Origin of the sequence: Acetilactobacillus jinshanensis (genome assembly GCF_004359375.1) — a bacterium.
GTDB classification, from domain to species: domain Bacteria; phylum Bacillota; class Bacilli; order Lactobacillales; family Lactobacillaceae; genus Acetilactobacillus; species Acetilactobacillus jinshanensis.
On sequence record NZ_CP034726.1, the window covers coordinates 760,122 to 781,426 of the forward strand.

The 21,305-nt window shown below is 39.1% G+C and carries 18 protein-coding genes, 2 pseudogenes and 1 riboswitch; of the genes and pseudogenes, 4 read left to right on the forward strand and 16 right to left on the reverse strand.

Annotation, left to right across the window (positions count from 1 at the left end; all coding sequences use genetic code 11):
* Positions 1–22: 22 nt before the first annotated feature.
* Positions 23–661 (forward strand): Crp/Fnr family transcriptional regulator, encoded by a 639-nt coding sequence (locus ELX58_RS03500; protein ID WP_133441779.1) that lies wholly within the window; start codon positions 23–25, stop codon positions 659–661.
* Positions 662–739: 78 nt separating this feature from the next.
* Here the strand turns inward: ELX58_RS03500 and ELX58_RS03505 are convergent, their stop codons facing one another.
* The 3 genes from ELX58_RS03505 to ELX58_RS03515 form a co-directional block, all read right to left on the reverse strand.
* Positions 740–1,555, reverse strand: coding sequence for a CAP domain-containing protein (locus ELX58_RS03505; RefSeq protein ID WP_133441780.1), 816 nt, complete (start codon positions 1,553–1,555; stop codon positions 740–742).
* A gap of 228 nt (positions 1,556–1,783) precedes the next feature.
* A complete protein-coding gene (locus ELX58_RS03510; protein WP_133441781.1) occupies positions 1,784–2,692 on the reverse strand; it encodes a tyrosine-protein phosphatase in 909 nt (302 codons plus the stop codon).
* Positions 2,693–2,714: 22 nt separating this feature from the next.
* Entirely contained in the window at positions 2,715–4,112 is a 1,398-nt protein-coding gene (locus tag ELX58_RS03515; protein WP_133441782.1) for a tyrosine-protein phosphatase, read from the reverse strand.
* 182 nt (positions 4,113–4,294) lie between these two features.
* On the opposite strand from ELX58_RS03515, the gene ELX58_RS03520 reads away from it, so the two are divergent.
* Positions 4,295–5,218 (forward strand): DMT family transporter, encoded by a 924-nt coding sequence (locus ELX58_RS03520; protein ID WP_162614626.1) that lies wholly within the window; start codon positions 4,295–4,297, stop codon positions 5,216–5,218.
* 74 nt (positions 5,219–5,292) lie between these two features.
* Here the strand turns inward: ELX58_RS03520 and ELX58_RS03525 are convergent, their stop codons facing one another.
* The 4 genes and pseudogenes from ELX58_RS03525 to ELX58_RS03540 all read right to left on the reverse strand — a co-directional run bounded on the left by ELX58_RS03525 (position 5,293) and on the right by ELX58_RS03540 (position 10,369).
* Positions 5,293–6,132, reverse strand: a complete 840-nt coding sequence (locus tag ELX58_RS03525; RefSeq protein ID WP_133441784.1) for a transporter substrate-binding domain-containing protein — start codon at positions 6,130–6,132, stop codon at positions 5,293–5,295.
* A gap of 136 nt (positions 6,133–6,268) precedes the next feature.
* The gene (locus ELX58_RS03530) at positions 6,269–7,204 is read right to left on the reverse strand and encodes a hypothetical protein (RefSeq protein ID WP_133441785.1); all 936 of its coding nucleotides are present in this window, start codon (positions 7,202–7,204) and stop codon (positions 6,269–6,271) included.
* A gap of 190 nt (positions 7,205–7,394) precedes the next feature.
* A pseudogene (locus ELX58_RS03535) lies at positions 7,395–9,080 on the reverse strand (glycoside hydrolase family 13 protein).
* 38 nt (positions 9,081–9,118) lie between these two features.
* On the reverse strand, positions 9,119–10,369 hold the full coding sequence (locus tag ELX58_RS03540; protein WP_133441786.1) for an MFS transporter: 1,251 nt from the start codon (positions 10,367–10,369) through the stop codon (positions 9,119–9,121).
* A 247-nt stretch (positions 10,370–10,616) separates the two neighbouring features.
* On the opposite strand from ELX58_RS03540, the gene ELX58_RS03545 reads away from it, so the two are divergent.
* Complete coding sequence (locus ELX58_RS03545; RefSeq protein WP_133441787.1) at positions 10,617–10,844, forward strand: hypothetical protein; 228 nt, start codon at positions 10,617–10,619, stop codon at positions 10,842–10,844.
* 112 nt (positions 10,845–10,956) lie between these two features.
* On the opposite strand, the gene ELX58_RS03550 is transcribed toward ELX58_RS03545, so the two are convergent.
* The 9 genes and pseudogenes from ELX58_RS03550 to ELX58_RS03590 form a co-directional block, all read right to left on the reverse strand.
* The gene (locus tag ELX58_RS03550) at positions 10,957–12,198 is read right to left on the reverse strand and encodes an arginine deiminase (RefSeq protein ID WP_133441788.1); all 1,242 of its coding nucleotides are present in this window, start codon (positions 12,196–12,198) and stop codon (positions 10,957–10,959) included.
* Positions 12,199–12,223: 25 nt separating this feature from the next.
* Positions 12,224–13,252, reverse strand: a complete 1,029-nt coding sequence (gene argF / locus ELX58_RS03555; RefSeq protein ID WP_133441789.1) for an ornithine carbamoyltransferase — start codon at positions 13,250–13,252, stop codon at positions 12,224–12,226.
* A gap of 331 nt (positions 13,253–13,583) precedes the next feature.
* A complete protein-coding gene (locus tag ELX58_RS03560; RefSeq protein ID WP_133441790.1) occupies positions 13,584–13,787 on the reverse strand; it encodes a hypothetical protein in 204 nt (67 codons plus the stop codon).
* Between the two features lie 135 nt (positions 13,788–13,922).
* Positions 13,923–14,955, reverse strand: a pseudogene (locus ELX58_RS03565) (branched-chain amino acid aminotransferase).
* Positions 14,956–15,411: 456 nt separating this feature from the next.
* Positions 15,412–15,624 (reverse strand): 30S ribosomal protein S21, encoded by a 213-nt coding sequence (gene rpsU, locus ELX58_RS03570; protein ID WP_133441791.1) that lies wholly within the window; start codon positions 15,622–15,624, stop codon positions 15,412–15,414.
* A 164-nt stretch (positions 15,625–15,788) separates the two neighbouring features.
* Positions 15,789–16,313 carry a folate family ECF transporter S component gene (locus ELX58_RS03575; protein WP_162614627.1) on the reverse strand — a complete coding sequence of 175 codons (525 nt, stop codon included), beginning with the start codon at positions 16,311–16,313 and terminating at the stop codon, positions 15,789–15,791.
* Between the two features lie 56 nt (positions 16,314–16,369).
* A riboswitch (THF riboswitch) is annotated at positions 16,370–16,471 on the reverse strand.
* Positions 16,472–16,521: 50 nt separating this feature from the next.
* On the reverse strand, positions 16,522–17,325 hold the full coding sequence (locus ELX58_RS03580; RefSeq protein ID WP_133441793.1) for a hypothetical protein: 804 nt from the start codon (positions 17,323–17,325) through the stop codon (positions 16,522–16,524).
* A gap of 121 nt (positions 17,326–17,446) precedes the next feature.
* The gene (locus tag ELX58_RS03585) at positions 17,447–18,490 is read right to left on the reverse strand and encodes a hypothetical protein (RefSeq protein WP_133441794.1); all 1,044 of its coding nucleotides are present in this window, start codon (positions 18,488–18,490) and stop codon (positions 17,447–17,449) included.
* A 191-nt stretch (positions 18,491–18,681) separates the two neighbouring features.
* Positions 18,682–19,941, reverse strand: coding sequence for an RNA-guided endonuclease TnpB family protein (locus ELX58_RS03590; protein WP_133441795.1), 1,260 nt, complete (start codon positions 19,939–19,941; stop codon positions 18,682–18,684).
* Positions 19,942–20,333: 392 nt separating this feature from the next.
* Between ELX58_RS03590 and ELX58_RS03595 the strand changes: the two genes are divergently transcribed.
* Complete coding sequence (locus ELX58_RS03595; RefSeq protein ID WP_133441796.1) at positions 20,334–20,900, forward strand: hypothetical protein; 567 nt, start codon at positions 20,334–20,336, stop codon at positions 20,898–20,900.
* Positions 20,901–21,305: the final 405 nt, after the last annotated feature.

Consider the following 21,305-nt stretch of genomic DNA (forward strand, 5'->3'; position numbering starts at 1 on the left):
TATATCAAGAAAGGAAAATTATATGCATTTTTCAATCGACGCACTGCGTAATTATCAATTATTTAAGAATTTACCACTGAATTTACTTAAACAATTTTCTCAACTCTCAGTTCGTAAATGTTTTTATCCTACGGGCTCATTAATCTATGATCCAAATAAAATTAATCCAGATGTTTATCTAATGAAGAGCGGTTTAATTAAAATTTATGGGTTAAACCATGAAGGTAAATCCCACACAATATATTTTGTGACCAAGGGCATGCTAACCAGTCAAAGCGGCTTATTTCATAAGGTCCCTAACTATTACTACTCCACAGCATTAAAAAACAGTTGGGGATATTCAATAAATTACGGAGATTTCAAAGCTCTTTTAAGCAAATCACTTAAATTTACACAGAATGTACTTACTCATATTGATAAAATTCTAATTTCACTAGAAAATATGAACTTAGGTCAGAATATAGATAACTCGAAAGAACTTGTTTATCATTATCTGGCGTCAAAATCGAAGCTACTCGGAAATCCCTTCAAATTACCAATCACAAATAAAGAAATTGCTAATTATTTAGGCATTAGACCTGAAACGTTTAGTCGCCAATTGCATCAATTATCCCAAGATAATGATATCCAAATCCATCATAAAATAATAAAAATAATTTAAGCCAAAATAAAAGGCATTTTATACCCACCAAATTGCTTCGGTCAGAATAAAATGCCTTTTATCAATATTTTTATAAAATTAGCTACTGAAATTTTCGACTAAATAATAATTATTGGTACCTTCTTTAAGTTCAGCACCAACACCAATCTTAGTGTAATGAGAATTCAAAATGTTGTCACGATGGCCCCAATGAGAATCACCGTCATGACTAAACATTTCATCTTCATCCATATTAGCCATCTGAATCCCATTATCGTTATTGTAAATGTGCGGATTACTATCCATTAAAATGGGACCCAATCCAGCACCGGCAATATTTTCACCACTGTAGGCACCCAGGTGAATTCCCATTCGTTTGGCATCCACTTCATAATAATTACGACCTTGTGGATCCTTATGGGTTAAGTAATTCAATTCTACTAATTGATCCGCCCGTTTTCGAGCCAGTTGGGTTAAACCCTTGGTTCGACGTAACGGAGGTAAATTATACGCAGCCCGATCAATATTGATCATCTTAATCGTTTCGTATTCCATTTGGGTGACATCACCCATGCTGCTATCGGGTTCATGAAATTCGACTGACGAATTCTGTTCATGAAGATTTTCACGATAACGTTTTTGTCGTAAAATGGCTCGTGTCCTACGTTTATAACGCTTCAACCGTCTATTACGGTGATAATGTTTTCGTTTATGGCGTTTAAGATAAACTGCTTTATCATGACGATAACGGCGTTTATGACGTCGACCTCGATGATAACGTGGATGCTTAACATAACGATAAGTGTGATAATGATAACGCTTTGCATGTATATTGTTAGTTACTGTGCCAACCATACCAATGGTAACGAAACAGATTATTAATAACTTGACAATGCTTTTCGGACTAAAACGCATAATGCCCTCTTCCTAATGATATCTGTGCATATCAACATGATTCTTCACACAACATTGTTAATAGTATCACGATATCCCTCATCTAATTAATGATCCTGTCAACAAAGTTGCCTTAATACCTGCAACTTGTCCCAATATAACAAATATCTTTTAAAATCACAACCCAAAAATAAAAGCCACCTTTTAAGGTGACTATAAAATATATATCAAATTTATATCGTACTTGAATTAAATTCGTTTTAGATACTCATGTCTAAGTGTATTAATATCATTATAGGACAGGTTTAGCCCATAACGGACGTAATTCCACATATTTCCATAATTTTTATCAACCGTATCGTAAAAACGGTTAATTCTGGAAATTTGATCCATGTATGGTGACTGATACTTATAGTAATTAGTTAATAAGAAGTCATTATAAATCGTGGCCTTGCTCATCCCTAATATATACTCAGTAATAGCTGCTAACACACCGGTTCGGTCACGCCCTTGCGTACAATTGAACATTAAAGCTCCATTTCGGCGAGGATTACGACCGTTACGGATCATTTCCATAATGCTGTCATGATAAGCTTTACGGGCGGTCGGACTCTTCGTGTGCCAATAACCAAAGCGATAGGTTTCACCTAACCGTTTCCGAATTGGCCAAGTTTCAGCTTCTTCCTTACTATCTTCGACCGCGTATTGATAATAATGAATATGCAACCCTTTGCTCGGCATCAGGTGAAATTCACCAGGTTGTGGCTTTGTGTGAATGCTGACGTTTGGCCCGTACATCTGACGTAGATCAATATCATTATGAATCCGTAAGTGATTAACCTCGTTCACGCCATCTGGAGTAATGTAATGCAGGTTAGCGCTTCGGTATAACATGTGCGGCTTAATTTCATACTTACCGTTTTTAGTTCTTAATCCACCCAGATCACGGGTGTTGTACGTAATCTGAGGGTAGTAATATTGTTGCCGCTGAGCTGCAAAATTAGCGATCCGGTTGGTTAATCCTGCTTCAGTGTCCTTAGCGTAAGCCGTAATGGTTGGCGTAACGTGTGAAATCTGATTAACGTTACTACCAATTAGACCTAAGCCAAGTACACTAATGATAACTGCTAAAGCCTTAATAATTCGATGCTTTCTCATGACTGTATCCCCTAAGAATTAATTAATGAGTAGTCTTAGTTAATTTAATTGTCGGTTGATGCTGATTAATCGATACTAAATACATTGATTGAAGCTGCTTAATATTTGAATCACTCAAACCAATCGCCTGGTTCAAATAATTCTTCACACTACCATATTGATGCTTAATCGACTTAAAGAAGTACGCCAATTCACCGGCTTGCTTCGAATAAGGCAAGATATTGCCACGGTGATACTTATAATGGTAATAATCCGTTAATAAGTAATCATGGAAGATCACGTTCCGGCTAACACCAAGTGCGGATAAAATTAATGCACTGGTCGTCCCGGTTCGGTCACGGCCTAAATTACAGTGGTACAAAATTGCACCATGCTGATTATTCAATAGGTCTTTAAAGACCTGACGGTAAGCTTTAATCGCCTGGGCTTCGTTAATGGATGGTGCACCATAATAGTAAAATTCACCATGAATACCGTTCTTCTTCATGTAGCCATCAAAATGATGAGCTTCACTGTATGAATAAACGGGATCTTTTTGGTAACTAATCTTGGTTCCCTTTAAAATCTTACCGTGAAGTTCGTTCGGATCGGGATGACCACTAATTCCGGTGTTACTTGGCTGGTAACGAAGGTCAATAATTTTAGTGACACGTAGCTTATTAAGTGCTTTAAGTCCAGTTTTAGAAAGACCGTCTAAATCAGCACTTCGAATGATTCGATCGACTTTGGTCTGATACTTATGATCAGCGGTTGGGTAACCGCCTAAATCACGGGTATTACCACCAATTGCAGTATAGTGATAAGGTTTTCGAATCTTAACAAACTTTTTCATGTTACCGATGTTTTGATGACTTCGATCATTCAATGGTTTACTCGGTAACGAAATCTGATTATAAGACAAAGCCTTTGGTTTCTTCGACTGCTTCTTGTGATCAAGCTTTTGATTAGTAGCCTTTTGATGATTCTTGTGAGCGGCTTTCTTACTAATTTTATTATTGGAATGAGATTTAGTTACCAATTGCTTCTTTCTTGAGTCGATCTTCTTAATCGATTGATTCTTTGAATTAACTTTTTTATTTTCATTGGTTAATTTTTTATCAGCTGATTTTATCGATACATGATCATGTTTAACTGGTTTTTGAGCAACTTTAACACTTGACACATCATGAGACGTAACCTTAGTTTTAGTCGATCTTGGTTGATTACTACTAGCTTTAGTTTTTGTGACTGCCTGCTGATGTATTGGTAAAAGCTTTACGGATAGTTCGGGAAGCTTTTGATTATGGGTTATCTTAATCGTTTGACCCTGACTAACGTGATTTGCAGAGTTGACGTTCTTTGCGTTAACTACAGGTGCACCTAAAGCAAATAGCCCTAAGCTAGCCAGGAGCGTTAACACAACTTTGTGGTTACTCTTCATCTTTTTTAAGTCCCTCTTTCTAAAGTTTATTATACCCACTTAACCAAATTTTGACGACCCTTTATTTATTACGTTAGGCCTAGCAAATCAACATTAGTAAGATGTCCATAAATGCATAAAACCGCTGTAATAAATGGTAGAATAAAAACATAACTTTGATAATGAATGAAGGCATGACTAAGATGAATAATCATATAAAAATTAAAGCAGATTTAGACCGGGGTATCTTTTGGTCCCTGTTTGCAACAATTATGTTCGGAACGGCCGATACATTGCTGCAGTTTCTTTCTCAGCATGAAAACGTGTCAGCGGTTTGGTTTCTATCCACCCGAACTTTCTTTGCGGGAATCATTCTGTTAATTATCGGTGCGTTTATGTACCGTCGACATTTCTTTGATATTTTTAAGAGCATTCAATCGATCGTCTACCTGGTCTTGTACGCGCTACTCGGGATCTGTGTTAACTTCCTAGCGTCATACCTAAGTGTTCAGTACGGGAATTCCGCATCGATGTCCATTCTGCAGTACCTATCTCCGTTATTCGTCTTATTGATCATGGTCATCGTCCAACGTCGAGCACCGTCCCTAATTGACGTAATCGTCTTCATTATGGCCATGATTGGGATCTTCCTGGTGCTGACGAAAGGCAACTTCTCAAAGTTATCCATTAGCACCACTGCCCTGATGTGGGGTATCGGCGCCGGCTTTGGTCAAGCTTTATATCTAATCTGCCCGGTCCCGTTAACGAAAAAGCATTACCCACAGATCTTGATCTTAGGCTGGGGCCTTATTATCAGTAGTGTTGCCTTTAATCTTAAGCAACCGATTTGGGTTAACCCGCCAAAGATAAATTTGGCATTAGTCTTAACGATTAGCTGTGTCGTTCTTTTTGGAACCATCATTTCGTTTATGTGCTTCCTTAAGGCTGCTAAATACGTTACTTCTCAAATTATGAGTTTAACGGCAGCCTTTGAACCGATCACGGTCTTCATTCTTAGTTTCATCTTCTTTAACCTGCAAGTTAACTTTATTGAAGTCTTGGGTGCTGTTATCGTTCTAGCAGCCATCATTACCTTACAGATTTGCCACAGTCGTGCCAATAACTAATTAATACATAATACAAAAAAAGTCGTTTCGTTAATCATTAACGAAACGGCTTTTAATTTACTTTAAAATCTGATTTACTTTTTATCACTAATTACGCCACCGAAGTTCTTATTAACGGTTTCGTTGCCACCTAAGTACTTTTCGGATAAGCGCTTTAAGGTACCATTCTTACGTAAAGTCGTTAAGGCTTTATTGATCTTATTGCGAAGCTTTGGTGAATGCTTAGCTAATAGAACCGCAATGGCACTGGCCTGATATTGGCTGTTCGGAATGGCGTAAACTCGTAAACCCTTAGTAGAATGCGTCTTTGCGTAACCTTTCCAGCTATCGAGAGAGTTAACACAACCGGCGATTCGGCCATCGTTAATTAATGACATGGTTGAAGTAAAGTCGGCAGATGGAACCACATTAGCACCGTACTTCTTGGCGATCTTTTCGTTGTTAGTACCGATGCCTTCGGCAAACTTTTTACCTTTGATGTTGTGTAAAGTCTTAATACTGTGATTTTTAGCATTGGTGATCAATACCGAACGGGAATACAGGTACGGTTTTGATGATAAGAAATGCTTAGCACGGGAAGAACCGTGAACCACGGCAATATCATTCAAAACGGCATCGTAACGACGGGAACCTAAGCCGGCAATTAAGCCGTCCCATTTGGTTTCACGGAACTTTGGCTTCAAATGCATCTGTTTAGCAATTGCTCTAGCAACCTGAACTTCATAACCGGTTAACTTACCGTTTGACTTATAAGAATACGGTGGAAAATCACCGGTCATCCCAACGGTCAACTGGTGCGGGTGAACTAATTCCGAGCTAGCGGTATTGTTACCACATGCCGTTAAGATGGCACCGGTACCAAGAACACCGACGAGAATTAGTAAAGCTTTACCTAGTCTCTTAAATAACTTCATGTATAACTCTCCTATTTTAAGTTTAAACTTAAAAAGATGTCATACATTACGCATGACATCAAAATTTTTAATGTCTAAAGTGACACTTTTAGAATAGCACTATTCTTTGACTAGTCAATCATTCTAAAAACACATGCTATTGAATCAATTTGCTAAATAATTCAAATTCCTTTTTAGTGGGTGCCGTTCGCTGGCAATCATGATTAATTAGTTTGGTTAGTCCTTTAGGTGACTTCGGATTCAACGTTAAGCAATCCAACAACGCCACGAATTCTTCATGGTTTAGCGATAGCTGATCCTTTCCCTGAATCGCTTGATATAACTGCTGATTAATTCGGTAACACTTCATATTGGTACTATACCGACCGAGTCTTTTGGCAGTGATGTTGCTTTGAAGTCCAGATCGTTGAGTAGTGACGAATGGACTTTTAATTTTTCCTAATTGATCGATCAGACCATCTTTAGCGCTTGGTTGAAACGTTTCAAAGTACTCGTTCAACGCTCTCAATAGGATATCTCGATATGGTATCACCTTCAGGATTTTACGCGAAACGGTACTCAAGTGAACTGAATAAATAATTAAACTCCTGTTACTACCGTTCTGACGCTTATCCAGATAAACATCATAAACGTGACACTGGCCAAACGAAGCATAATGATGATTCAATTTCGTTTCGGCAGCTACTTCGATCACTGAATATAATTTAGCGGATAATGAAGGCAAGACCGTTTCCGTTAATTTCAAATAATGAGCACGGTGGCTAAAAACTAAATTAACCACCTCAGCAGCATGCCTTAAGCCGTCCCACCCGTTATATCTTGAAACCATGGGCTGTGAGAAATACTTATTTAAATGCTTCAGTGAAATCAGATCTTCAGCCATATGTTTATGAAAACAATCGATTGGCCAGAGACTTACCAACGTCGTTAACCGTTTTCGATATTTTTCGAGATTGACCCTGTTTAATTCTCGATGATGGTGATCATAATTATATAAGTATCTAGATGGAAAATAGCGATGGACATCATCAAGAAATTTATGTAGGTCATCAATAACTTTCTGAGTTAACAATTAAGGACCACTTCCACCTATTATTATACTAAATCCCCAATGTATCTTTAAATCCATCAACTAAACTAATTTATAATTTAATAAAGTTTCTAATTAAATTAGCAATACTTAACAAAAATGACCTCACTCTTTCAAGTGAAGTCATTTTTGGGTTATCAAAGGAGAAATCTTTATGAGTAACTACGGAACACTATTTATTAAAGACGTAAACCTTACTTTCGAACGGCCGTAACGTCGTCCCCTTATCATCAGGATAGTTATCGATTAGTAACTTATCAGCGTTAGCCTGGTGATAGTCACGAGTAACGTTCTTCTTAGTAAAGTTACTTATGACTAATAGAGTCTTACCCTGATAATGACGAAGATAAGCAAAGACTTGATCATCCTTCGGATCTAATTCTTGGTAATCACCATAACGAACCAATGGACTGTGATGACGAATACTGATCAACTTCTGGTAGTAATAGAAGACCGAGTTCTTATCAGCCAGTTCGTTTTTAACGTTGATCTTCTTGTAGTAAGGACCAACTGCAAACCACGGCTTGCCAGTTGTAAAGCCAGCATTCTTAGAATCGTTCCACTGCATTGGTGAACGGGCGTTATCACGCGACATGTGACTTAAGTACTTTAACATGGTCGGTCCGTCAACGTAATGACCCTCATCAACTAAGTCGTGGTAAGCGTTGATTGATTCCAAGTCTTCGTACTGACTTAACTTAGTGTAGTGGTTGTTTGGCATCCCAAGTTCTTCACCTTCGAAGACATATGGCGTGCCTTGCATCATGTGCAAAGTCGTACCTAACATCTTAGCAGCACGAACTCAGTACATTGGTCCATCAGCGTGATCAACAAAGCGAGAAACGGCACGTGGCTGGTCATGGTTATTCCAGTAAAGACTGTTCCAGGCTTTGCCATCTAGGCCAACCTGCCAACGAGATAAGGCACGCTTTAACTGGGTCAACTTAACCGGCTGGTCGTTCCACTTTCCTAAACGTGGATCTGGATTTGGTGATAAGTTAACGTGTTCGAACTGGAAGACCATGTTTAGACGTTTGCCATCAAGATTAGCTAAGGTTGCAACGTCCTGGGGACGACTGCTCGGCATTTCACCAACGGTCATCACGTTATAATGGGACAGAACTTCTTTGTTCATTTCACGAAGGTAGAACGCTAACTTTGGTCCACCAGCAACCATTGGTTCAACCGGTGCGTACTTGCCGCCTTTTGGAACCTTACCGTTTGGTAAGCCGTATGGTTTCGAGATGTAATCGATGACGTCCATGCGGAAGCCATCAACACCTTTGTCTAGCCAGAACTTCATGATGTTATAGACACTCTTGCGGACGTTTGGGTTTTCCCAGTTCAAATCAGGTTGACCTGGTGCGAAACAATGCAGGTAGTACTGCTGACGGCTTGGAACAAATGTCCAGCACGAGCCACCAAAGTTAGCACCCCAGTTGTTCGGAGCATGGCCATCAACTGGATCACGCCAGATGTAGTAATCAGAATACTTGTTGTAACGGGACTTCTTACTTTCCTGGAACCAAGGGTTTTCATCGGAAGTATGGTTAACGACTAGGTCCATTAAGAGCTTTAAGCCCTTTTTGTGCATGGCGTGAAGTAACGACATAAAGTCCCACATCGTGCCGTATGCCGGTTGAATTTCTTTATAATTAGCGATGTCATAGCCATCATCTTTATTCGGTGACTTATAGATTGGGTTTAGCCAGATGACGTTGGCACCCAATTTTTTGATGTAATCCAAGCGACTCTTGATGCCGTTCAGATCACCGACACCATCACCATTACTGTCTTGAAAACTCATCGGGTATACTTGATAAACGACAGCATCTTTAAACCATTGTTTGTTAGCCATAATATCAGCCTCCAAATTAATCGATTTTAATTTACGGTTTATCCTAACATCTTATTCGGATGAACTCTTAAGCTCGACTGCTTATACTTGTATGAAGTAATGCTGATCATGACAATGGCCACGATGAATGATAAGAAGAACATCATCATGAACGCACTGTTGATCATCGAAGCGGACGGATCCAGGAACCGACCGATGCGACCTAGAACACTAACGCCGATCGGGCAGATAAATGAACCTAGATTGCAGCCAACTAATACAACTGAAATTGCTAAAGCTGCGGTGGTCTTGGACGCAACTTTACCGATCAAAGCGTAAACATAACTACCGGACAGCGGGAACGAAATCCCACTAACGATTGCGCCTAAGATGACCATGAAGCTACCTCGGCTAAAGAACATGATCAGACTACCTAAAGCAATTAAGACAAAGCCTGCCGATAAAGTGTACCGGTGTAAAACTCCGTACATTCGGCTAAATTCAAATCCCATGAACATTGCAGCTAAGGTATTCAGTGAAATAATCAAGCTTGAGAATGCTGAATTGCCTAAATGAAGATTACTAACGATGTTCGGAACTTCAATCGTAATGGCCGTGTTGCACATTACTAGGAACATCAGTAATGCGGCTAAGATATAAATCCCTAAACTAACCTTAGCATGGCTTTTATGTACTTTCGGTTTAGACTTAGCTGGTTTTGCATTGCCTTCATGAATGTTCGGAACGTATTTCCAGTACAACAGAAAGACCGGAATGGCAGCTAATGAAATCCCAAAGGCAACGTGCCAGTTGATCATTACTAAGAAACCGCAGGCAAAGTTCAGGATACACTGACCTAAGGGTTCAAATGAGGTTCGAATGCCACACATCTTGACTCGCTCTTTTTCGTGACCCTTGAAGTAAACGTTAATAATATCAATGGCCAGTGAATTAAAGAAACCAATGCCACAACCTAGAACGATCCGGGATAGCATGATCAAGAAGAAACTGTTGAAGAACATTGGAATTAATCCTGAAATGCCGACCAGAAAGATTCCGGTCATGATCGTATATTTGATCCCGATCTTACGGGCAACGGCAACTGAAACAAACAGAGCTAACAGAACTGCAAACTGCTGGATCGTTCCAATCATATCCACGATGCTAAGTGGAATACTTGGAAACGACTTCGCAATGGATGGTAACGCTGGTGAAATTGCGTTACCCATGGATATCAAAAGTGATACCGAGAGAATTGAAAAATTAATCAAATTCTGTTTAAAACGGTGATTATCACCTAATTGATCCATGATGATTGCCCCCTCTTATAAGTTACATTGCATTCATTCACCTCTGTTCATTTCATAGTTTAAATGTGCTGTAAGCGTTTTCAAACACTGGAAAACGAATTTTCAATGGTTATTTACAATAAATTGGTGGTGGATTAACATTGAAAACCATTACACCAACTCAATTTTATTTTTAAATAAACGATCATTAAGGTTGATTACTAGACCTCTTCTTATTAATCGTCTATAAATGTAAACGGAGGTGTTGATGATGAAAGAATATTCCATCAGAGATCTCAAGCCACTAGCGCTTCGTCGTCAGCAATTTGACCAAAAGTTGTTAAAGATGAAGAACGCTAATGACCGGCTGGCACTTGTGCATCAGCAATTGAACTGGTGTAATGCCATCATTAAGCAACATGATCACGATAAGTGGAGTAAATACTGCCACGATTGGATCAACGTCTTGAATGACGGCCTATCAAGTGTCGCATGAGCCTCCAACTTAATAAACAAATAGGCCCAATATACTGAATTAACATCCAATATATTGGGCTTATTTCATTTTGCTTGATAATCGCTCTGGCAAAGTTATTTATGATATAAAACTATTGTTGCTTCAAATCCTCTCGATAGATTGGGCAGCTCATACAGCGTGGACCGCCACGCCCACGTGAGAGTTCACTCGATGGAATAGTAATAACATTTAGCCCGTGCTTTTCTAAGATTAGATTTGAAACGTAATTTCGGTCGTAAGTGACGACCACGCCGGGCGCAATCGCTAGGGTATTTGTCCCGTCGTTCCATTGTTCACGTGGCGCCACAATCGGGTCGCCATTCCCAGTCATAATTAAATCGATCTCATCCAAGTGTAAGACCCGTTTCAAAGCCCGTTTTAAATTATCGTCGTATTGATAATGCAAACCACCTTTACCATCGGGAGTAATGGTCCAGGTACTGATTGCATTATTCTTTAAAATCCCTGGATAAACCGTAAACTGATCATAGTTGATCATAGTGAAGACGGTATCCAGGTGCATCAAGGCATGATTATGCGGAATCAAAACCGTCAAGATCGTGTCAAAATGGCTATGCTTAAACAGTCTTAGCGCAATTCCTTTAATGGCACCAATCGAAGTTCGCTGTGAAATCCCGATCGCCATGACGTGGTTATTTAAGACTTCTTCATCCCCACCTTCAATATGGGTGTGGTAATGGTTACGGGTCCGCCAAAGCGGGATGTGCTGGGACTTAAACAACGGGTGGTGTTTAATAATCAAGTCGTTAAATAACGACTCACGGCGTCGGACCGGAAACGTCATCCGGTTGATACTCAAACCATTCCCAATGCATGCTGAAGTATCACGGGTAAAGTATAAATTCGGCATCGGGTCCATATAAAATGGATAGCCAACGTGTTCTGCATCGTCGAACGAATGTTTGACCGGTTTTAAATCAACGTCGGTCTTTCTGACTCCGGCAATAATAGTGTTAATCATCTTCTGGCTAGCCATCGGAAATAAGTATGCTTTTAGGGCGTCGTGAACGGTGCCCTTCGGATAACCCGATTCGTTAAGCATCCGCTCCAAGAATCGGTTCTTAATTTCAGGACTGGTCAACGACTGCGCCGCTAGTTGTTCTATGTATAGGACTTTAGTTCCGTGATCCTTGAGGACTTTCGCAAAATAATCATGTTCCTTTTGTGCAATCCACAGATCTGGAGTCTCATCAAATAAGATCCGGTGCATCATTTCTGGCGTGAAGTTTTCGATCTCTTTACCGGGACGATGCACCATCACGACCTTTAACTTTCCAATCTCTGAATTAACGTTAATTAAATGATCAAGCATGATATCATCTTCTTATTCATATCGACTAAAATTTCTTGGGGTTCAACGTGGCAATCATCATGGCTTTAATCGAATGCATCCGGTTGCCAGCTTCCTGGAACTGGCGAGCGTATCGAGCGTTATTAAAGACACTGTCCGTCACTTCAAAGGGCTCCAGATGATACTTTTCGTATATCTTTTGCGCGTTGATCGTTTGCATATTGTGATAACTTGGCAGGCAGTGCATGAAAATCAATTGACCGTCGCTGGCGTGACCGGTCTCCAACATCACTTTTTCGTTAACTTGATAAGGAAGCATCGTGTGAATCCGTTTTGTAATTTCTGATTCTGGGACGCCCATGCTGAGCCAGACATCAGTATAAATAACGTTAGCGTCCTTAACACCCCGCTTAACGTTATCCGTGATCATGATTTTGCTACCTGATTTTTTAGCAAATCGATTGGCTAACTTAACGGAATGGGCCTTTGGTTGGTAACCCTTCGGCGAAACGATCCGAACATTCACACCTAAAATGGCACCGCCGATTAATAGACTATTGGCAACGTTGTCCGAACCGTCACCTAAATACGCTAAATTAATCCCTTTAATGTGACCAAAATTTTCTTTAACAGTCATGAAGTCAGCTAACATCTGGGTGGGATGATTGGTATCCGTTAAGCCGTTCCAGACGGGAACGCCGGAATACTTAGCCAGATCTTCAACGTCGCGTTGTTTATAACCACGGAATTCGATCCCGTCATATAATGCGCCCAAGACTTTCGCGGTATCAATAATCGATTCACTGGTACTAATGTGACTACCTTGCGCATCTAAATAAACAAAATGAGCTCCACAGTCTGCTGCAGCAATTTCAAATGCCGAACGGGTTCGAGTCGACGGTTTCATGAAGATCCCCGCAATGTTCTTATGAGCAAGGTACGGTGGAAAAATTCCCTTGACCTTTTGAGCTTTTAGTCGGATCGCAAAATCAATTAAATAATTCAACTGATCGGCCGTAAAGTCTTCGTCAGCAATCACCGATTGACCGTATAACGTGTTTTTAACTTCAGCCATTCTGTTGCCTTCTTTTATGCAGATTAAATATCGATACTTAAACGCCCCATTAACCGTTATATCAAAAAGAAACTTTATTGAAAGCGTTTACATTTATTAGTAATATTTAGCACATAAATTACCCGTAATGCCTAGCCATTAGTAACTAGCACCATCTTTATCCCTCGATTATTAATCCTTCCCATTCCATCAACGATCCTTTAAATTGAAGTTAAGGCCCTGTAAACGTTTGTCCTGTTGAATTCGTTGTTACTAGCTTCACTAGCTAAAAAACAAAAAATGCCATAATTTTTCGGTTATGGCATTTCCTAATTATTATAATTAATTAACGTTAATCGATTGCTTTGATCTCGGCATTGTCAACGAATTGTTTCCAGCCTCGGCTGTTCTTTAACTGCTTAAAGGCCTTAATCGTCCCGGTCAAAGCAAAATCGCTGGTTCCAATGCTAGACGTCAAGTTCAAATGATTACTCATCATTTGTAAGGATACTCGGTCACCTAAATTTAATTGATGACACTTAAAATTTTCAGTCATCGAACCGTCCCTTCTTTCATCTACATTTTATGGTGTAATTAGTAAAATTACTATCCTAATTCCATAATTCTTTGGAAACAAAAAGGCCCACTAATTAGTGAGTCCATCGTTAAATTAAGATTCTTATTATAAAAATTATTCGACACGCTGGATCCAGCCCTTAGGTGCCTTAACGTCACCAAACTGAATTCCACTAAGCATCTTGTATAACTTAACGGTGATCTTACCAGGTTTACCGTCACCGAACTGATAGTAATGATTCTTGTAATTAACTCCAGCAACTGGGGTAACGACGGCAGCAGTACCACAAAGTCCAGCTTCAGCATACTTGCCAAAGTCCTTTGGATAAATGTCACCCTGAACGGCGTTCATGTGTAAGCGGTTCTTGACTAAGTAAAGTAATGAGTACTTAGTAACACTTGGTAGAATCGATGGTGACTTTGGTGTGATAAAGGTCTTACCATCTTTAGTAATGGCAAAGAAGTTGGCACCCCCGGCTTCTTCAACCTTGGTATGGGTCAACGGGTCTAAGTACAAATTATCAGTGTAACCCTGTTTAACGGCGATCTTATGCGGTAATAAGCTACCGTCATAGTTACCGGCAACTTTAGCACCACCAGTACCATAATGAGCAGCACGGTCGTATGGTAAGGTATCTAATTTAATAGCGCTCAACTGAGCACCAGCAGTGTAACTGCCAACCGGAATGCCAAAGATCATAAAGACGAATTCACTAGATGGCTGAACACCGATGGTTGGGGCAATCCCTAACATGATCGGACGAATGTACATCGTAGCGCCGTTACCATACGGTGGAACGTAGTCATCATTAGCTTTGACCATTTCCTTAACAGCCTTAACGTAACGGTCTTTCGGGAATGACGGCATCAGTAAACGAGCACAGCTGTCGTAAAAACGCTTAGCGTTCATATCAGGACGGAATAAGTTAATGTGACCATCTTTAGTCCGGTAGGCTTTCATGCCTTCAAACGTTTCTTGACCGTAATGCAGGCAGGTAGCACATTCGTTTAAGTTGATACTATCGTCAGATGTCAATTTGCCTTTGCCCCATTTACCATCTTTCGTAACAACGGTAGTTATAAGGCAAACGCATATATGTAAAACCTAAGTTGTTCCAATCAATTTTCTTTGGATTAGCAATATTCATCTGTAATACCTCCCAAATCACAAGAAATAAAAATCCTCACAGCTATTCAATAACCGTGGGGCCTAAACTTCATTCATTATCAAACGTCCATACGTAAATGCGAGCTTAGAACTCACGCGGTGGTTTTAATTATCAATAACACCAGGATCGTTATTAAAATGATCAAACTAATGTATAAAACAACCGCAAGCGATTCAAAACGTTTATCCATTGAATTCATTTTGGCATCGATTAAATCTCGCATCGTGCAGGAACTCCTAAAAACGTTAATTTCAATTTCCAACTTTTAGTATAAACATAAGCAGATTAATGTCAATATTATGTTCTTATTATTAACGTTATTAATGATTTATTAACTATTATATTTTCCTTTTTACTAATATTTAGGTAATAAAAAATCGCCGGTAAAAATTACTGACGATAATATTTTTGTTTATTAAAAAATTAATTTCTCAATTAGTAATAACTTGGACGATGATTACGGCGCTGACGACGTTTCATAGCACGAGCACGCTGACGAGCAAGCTTCGACTTTAACTGACGACGTTTGCTTGGGCCAACATAGACCTGATGCTTGCGATAGTCATTTTGGGTGCCTAAGTGACGGTCTTGACGATCGAATCTTCTTAAAGCATGTTCAATTGATTCGTTTTTATGCAATTTAATCATGATTGAGCCCCCTTTCCACATAGTACTGGATTACAGCACTTTTATGGGCTTCAGTTATATATTTTAAAGCAAGATCCACTAAATGCAAAGGGTAAATCCCAATTTGATGATTTTATTTTGAGAAATTTAATGCCAATAGTTAATAATGACCGCCACATCAGCCATTAGCCAAATAATCGTTCTGACATTCGTTTAACCAAATGTTCATTCCCAATCCAGTGAATAATCAAAATCTGAATTGGTGTCATAATCAATTCCTTAATTAAACGTGGGACTAACAGAACTTTAATCGGAATCATGTTAATCATGTATACCCAGTAGGTATTCATGATCAGATTGATCAGAACCGCAATGACTAACTGATACACGATAACTCGTGGCCAGGTCACCTTATGGTGATAGAAGAGCCATCCGGTGATGACACCACCAAGGACCGCAGAAATCGTGAACTGCGGGAAGAAACCGGTTCCGTTAATAATGGTCGCACCGATCACGTCTGATACGCCACTGGCGATTCCAGCCCAAAACGGACCGTACCACTTGCCCATTAAGAACAACGGAACGAACGCAAAATCAATCCGGATTACTTTATAACCGATCCCGAGTTTCCCCAAGATCAGTTGAATCGCAATCAAAATTCCTAGCATAATGACCCTTTGTAGGTCTTCTGGTCTGGTTACATTATCCATAAAAAAAGACATCTCCTAAAAGTTGGAGCTGTCGTCATTTATACTATTGAGCTGTAAATGGCGAATGTGAACACTAACACCGTAGGCTTTTAACCACTTTGTCCGATCCTCACATTCATAAGTATCGGCACTAACAACGCGTTAGGTTCTACCCCATATTGAATTTTCAAGTCAAATCAATTTGACTTCACAAAGTATTATAACACGATCATTTATTTTGATCAGATTGAGTTGGACCGTCAATTTGAGCCCGTTTTGAGTACTTAGTTACATCATCGTCAAGGCGCTTAGCGATTTCCTTGGCGTTCACCATGAATTTTCGTGGGACGTATTTATTATGAGAAATACTTACCAAAATCTCGTTAGCGGTACGAACCTGTTCACGTAGACTGCGAACGTAGGCTATTGTAGCCCGCATTTTTATTAATTTTTCGGTATTATCTAAAATATTAATTGCGTTATCACGGCCGGCCTTGATACTGTCAAAGAGACTTTTATCGACATCTTCTGGATGCGCATCCAAGTTATCAGTCAGTGCCCGCCAGTAATTACTGGTGATTGATGGAATCGATTCCTTTGGGCTTTGCATGTGTGAATAACTAAAGGCACCTAGGAAGTCGACAATCGTTTGGATTAAATAATGATAAGCTTGAGTAACCTTTTTAATGTCTTTAAACGATACCTGAATTGCCTGCGACTTCGGATTAAACGTAACGTGATGGAATTTAACACTACTCTCCAGATAATCTTTCAGACGGGGATCGTTCTTAAAGCCATTCGGCAAGACCGAGCCGACCGAGTAACCATCGTCTGATAACAGGTAATCGTTTTGCTTTTGATTATAATACAGCGTTAAGGCAATGCCAGCCTTCATCGTGTCCATATAAGGAGAAAGGATGCTGAAGGCTTGGCCCTTTAAATCACCCGAATCGATACTTTGAACCCGAATGTTATCAGAATTTTCGTAATATCGATCCATTATCTTTTGTAATTTTTTCTGTGTTAGTTTCATTCAAATATCATCCCTAAATAAATTCCGTTCTAAATTCAATCGTAGAGTCTACACTACCCATTATAAATAAAAAGATGCGGCCCTAGCTTAAAGTCACATCTTATCATTAACTAATTAATTTTTATTTCGTAATCGGCCGTCGACTCTTCAGTAACTGACCGGGAGTACCGAACAGAAGATACATATAGCCCTTTCGATCGAACGCCAAGCCTTCGACTTCTCGACCCAAGCCGAGTTTAATCTTAGCGATTCTTATGTCATGGCGTCGCATTGATTGGTTAAGAATCTTAACAACGGGCATTGAAATTATCACGTTCGGCAGATTAGCCGCAACATATAAGCGTTGATTCCGTGGATTATACGCAGCCGCTTGGATTCCATAAAAACCAGGTGTATTTCTAAGTGCCAGCATGCGTTCCCATTGACTACCATGACGGGTTAACTGGTTAGTGTGATAGATCACTAACATGTGTAACCGATAATGAGTATTGACGTCGTTACGGGGTGAAATTCGGGACACATTGAAGACACCATACTTCCCAGCAAAAGCTAGGTTATCACCCATATAATTATTACCAAATCTAAACCATTTCCGAAAAATTGGTTTTAATGATTTCGATGAAACTTCAACGAACGAACCCTTATTAATGGGACCCTGATGATCGCCTAATTCATCGTCTGAACTTCGATCAACGAACCATAGGTTACCATGTGGATCATCGCTCACCGCCTGGGCATGACCACCACGAAACGTTCGGCTCATTTTACTGAAATGATGCCGATACAAATTATACCGAAGAATTTTACTGCCATCGCTCTTGAACGTATCAAAACCGATGTAGGCATAGTGGCCGTTTTGATCAACGTTTAAACTCTGGGGATGCCGACCGCCACGATAACTATTTGGAAAGATTCGAAACGTCTTTAATTTTGGTAATCTACTATTAATCCGGGTTGAGTTATTAATAACGTTGAAGCTCTTCCAAGACGTATTTTTAAAGACATTGTAGTGGCCTGTGTTAACCTGATGACGTAGCCGTTGCGTCATATTCTGTCGGCTTTTATTATTCTTATTAATTTGGATCCGGTGAATTCGGTTGGTGGAAACTTGTTTAATTGGACGAACTCTAGTGATTCGTGACCGATAATGATTAGCTCGAATCATCCTTTTGGCTGAAACGGTGCTACTTGTCGATATCGTCGCACCAATTAAAAAAATTAAGAGTAAAAGATTTCTGAAACCTTTGTTATGAATCAAGCTCGATTTGCCTTCCTAATTTTTAACGTAACTAATTATGCCTATCCATTATGAACTACTCGACACCTTATGGTGCCTGTTCTTGGGAACGCTCGTGCTTATTCAATACACGACTGTAGAGACGCATCTTGAACAGAGGTAGAGTTGTTAGCCTTGGCTTGTTCCAAGCCTAAACGCAGTATATTAATACTAGCATTCACATCTCTGTCTTGTTTGGTATAACAATACGGGCAAATGAAGCTCCGAATATTTAACGGTTTAACACCAGTATTTTTACCACAAGTATGGCAAATTCTACTGGTGTTCTTTGGATCAACTAACTCTAAATATTTGCCACACCAGGCACATTTATAAGTCAGTAATGTTCTAAACCGATACCATGAAGCACAAGCAACCGCCCTGGCTAACTTATGATTATGCTGCATATTGGAGACCTTTAGGTCTTCGATTGCTATAAAATCATAATGCCTAACTATCCATGTCGTTAAAAACTGTAAGTAATTGACTCGTTGATTTTTAATATGACGGTTAATTTTAGCTACTTCATGCTTGGCTTTTTGGTAATTGTGATATTCAGCTAGAGTCTTAACATGATGATTAGGCATCTCCTTTTGAAGGTGCTGATTATAGCGAATATCCTTAATAGCATCACGTCTACGCCTCGCCGATAAGATTTGCCATTTATGTTTTATAGCTTCGCTCGCTTTGCTGTAATACTTAGAGTTCCATTTCATGCCATTCGATAAAATTGCTAGATCATCTAAGCCTACATCGATTCCGATTGCTCGATTTGTCTTCGGTAATTGTACTTGGCTTTCATACTCAACTGTCAAACTAGCAAAGTAATCTCCCGTGGAATCACGTGTGACTGTAACCTGTTTGATCGCACCAACTAATGGCTCATTAAAACGAACCTTGACATATCCTAATTTAGCTAATTTTAGGACATGATATTTATCAATCTGCTTTGGAATGCTGGTAGTCCGATAGGACTGCTTAAAATAGTTCTTGGATTTAAATTTTGGCGCTTTAGCACGATGCTGAAATAAGTTCTGATAGGCTTGATATAAGATGCCTAGTTCGCATTGAAGTGATCGGCTATCTGCATAGGTAAGCCATTTATATTTCTTCTTTAATGATTTTAATTGATTGTATAAGTCATATTTACGAGGAAATTTTAACGGCTCTGGAATAGCTTTTTTAGCTATCTTATAGAGCTTAGCTCGGTTCCATTTACGTATTTCAATATCCAAGAAATAGTTCCATACAAATCGTATATCCCCAAATTGTTGATTAAGCCATGTCCGTTGATTTTGATTAGGATATAATTTAGCTTTAATTCCTTTAATTATTAACATTTTTACACCTTCTTTCTACATTTATATTATACCATAATTATGTCTATACTTATTGATATATCAGCAATTAGACTAGTTTTATTGTGCTAAATTATTGATGAAAAGAGCCGTTACTTAACGGTTATTCATCTCGGTACTGAAGTACCGAGTTAACCTACAACGACAAAATCAAATAATTACTTACCATATGGATAGCTACTTTACATCTATATTACAAAATGTGACATTTGATTAATGTTACAAATTAATCAATTAACATTAAAGTATTGGCTATAGCCTTGCCATCAAGGCGGGTTCACAAATTTTAAAAATTTTTCAAAATCCCCTTGCCTTATTACAAATGTAATAGTATTATTACAACTGTAATCGAGTGACACAAGGAGATCGATAATATGTTTAAGAATAACGCAATGAAAAAATTCGCAATTGTAATCGCAAGCTTAGCATTGATCTTACCATTAGCATCAGTTGGTAACTCAGCAAGTGCTAAGAAAGTTAATCAAAAACAGACTGTTCGTGTAATCAAGAAATCTCATCATGCTCATAAGTCGAACTCCGAATGGGTGGGTGAACACATGGATGATCACGGCAACGTTAAGGGTCACCACTATTACAAATTTGCCTACAATAAAAAAGAATATCGAAAAGCCTTAAGAGACATGGCTACTAACCATGAAGGTATTAAGAAATTAGACCATAAGTACTTTGGTCACAAATCATACGCTTTCAAAGTTGGCTTCAATGATGCCTTAAAGAACACTCAGCATCGTAACTTAGTTAACAATAAACAGTATGAATACGGATACTTGGTTGCCGATGCCGCAACGATCGATGGTAAAGTTACTAAGAAGACCATTAACAGCGGCAAGACTTGGTACAATGATTTCAAGAAAAACGGTCCCGCAACTGCACCTGCTGATGAACAGATCAAGTGGGAAGCTCATATCGACACCCTTTAATTTAAGGTAATCAACTCCTAAAAATATCAAAACAAAAATAAAAAATCCACAGATGTAAAAATCTGTGGATTTTTTATTTCGCTATGTTATTTTCTTCATTTCTTAAAAATGGCAAAAAGAAAAGCGCTAATTAAAGCGCCCTACTTTAATCATTCAGTAAGTAATCGGCTTACCACGGTGACTATCCGCTATTGAATTTTTAGTAACGGTTGCTCTATTTATGGGTGCCGTTGCCACAGATCTATTAATGCTGTCAAAGTTTTTAGACGCCTGTCGTTCAGTAGTTAATTCTGCTAAACGATTAGTGTATTCTATCCATCATTGGCATAAGTAGAATAGGTCGAAGGGACGCGACTAGTAATTAACCACGTCTCTTTTTCGTTAACTTAATAAATTACACCATAT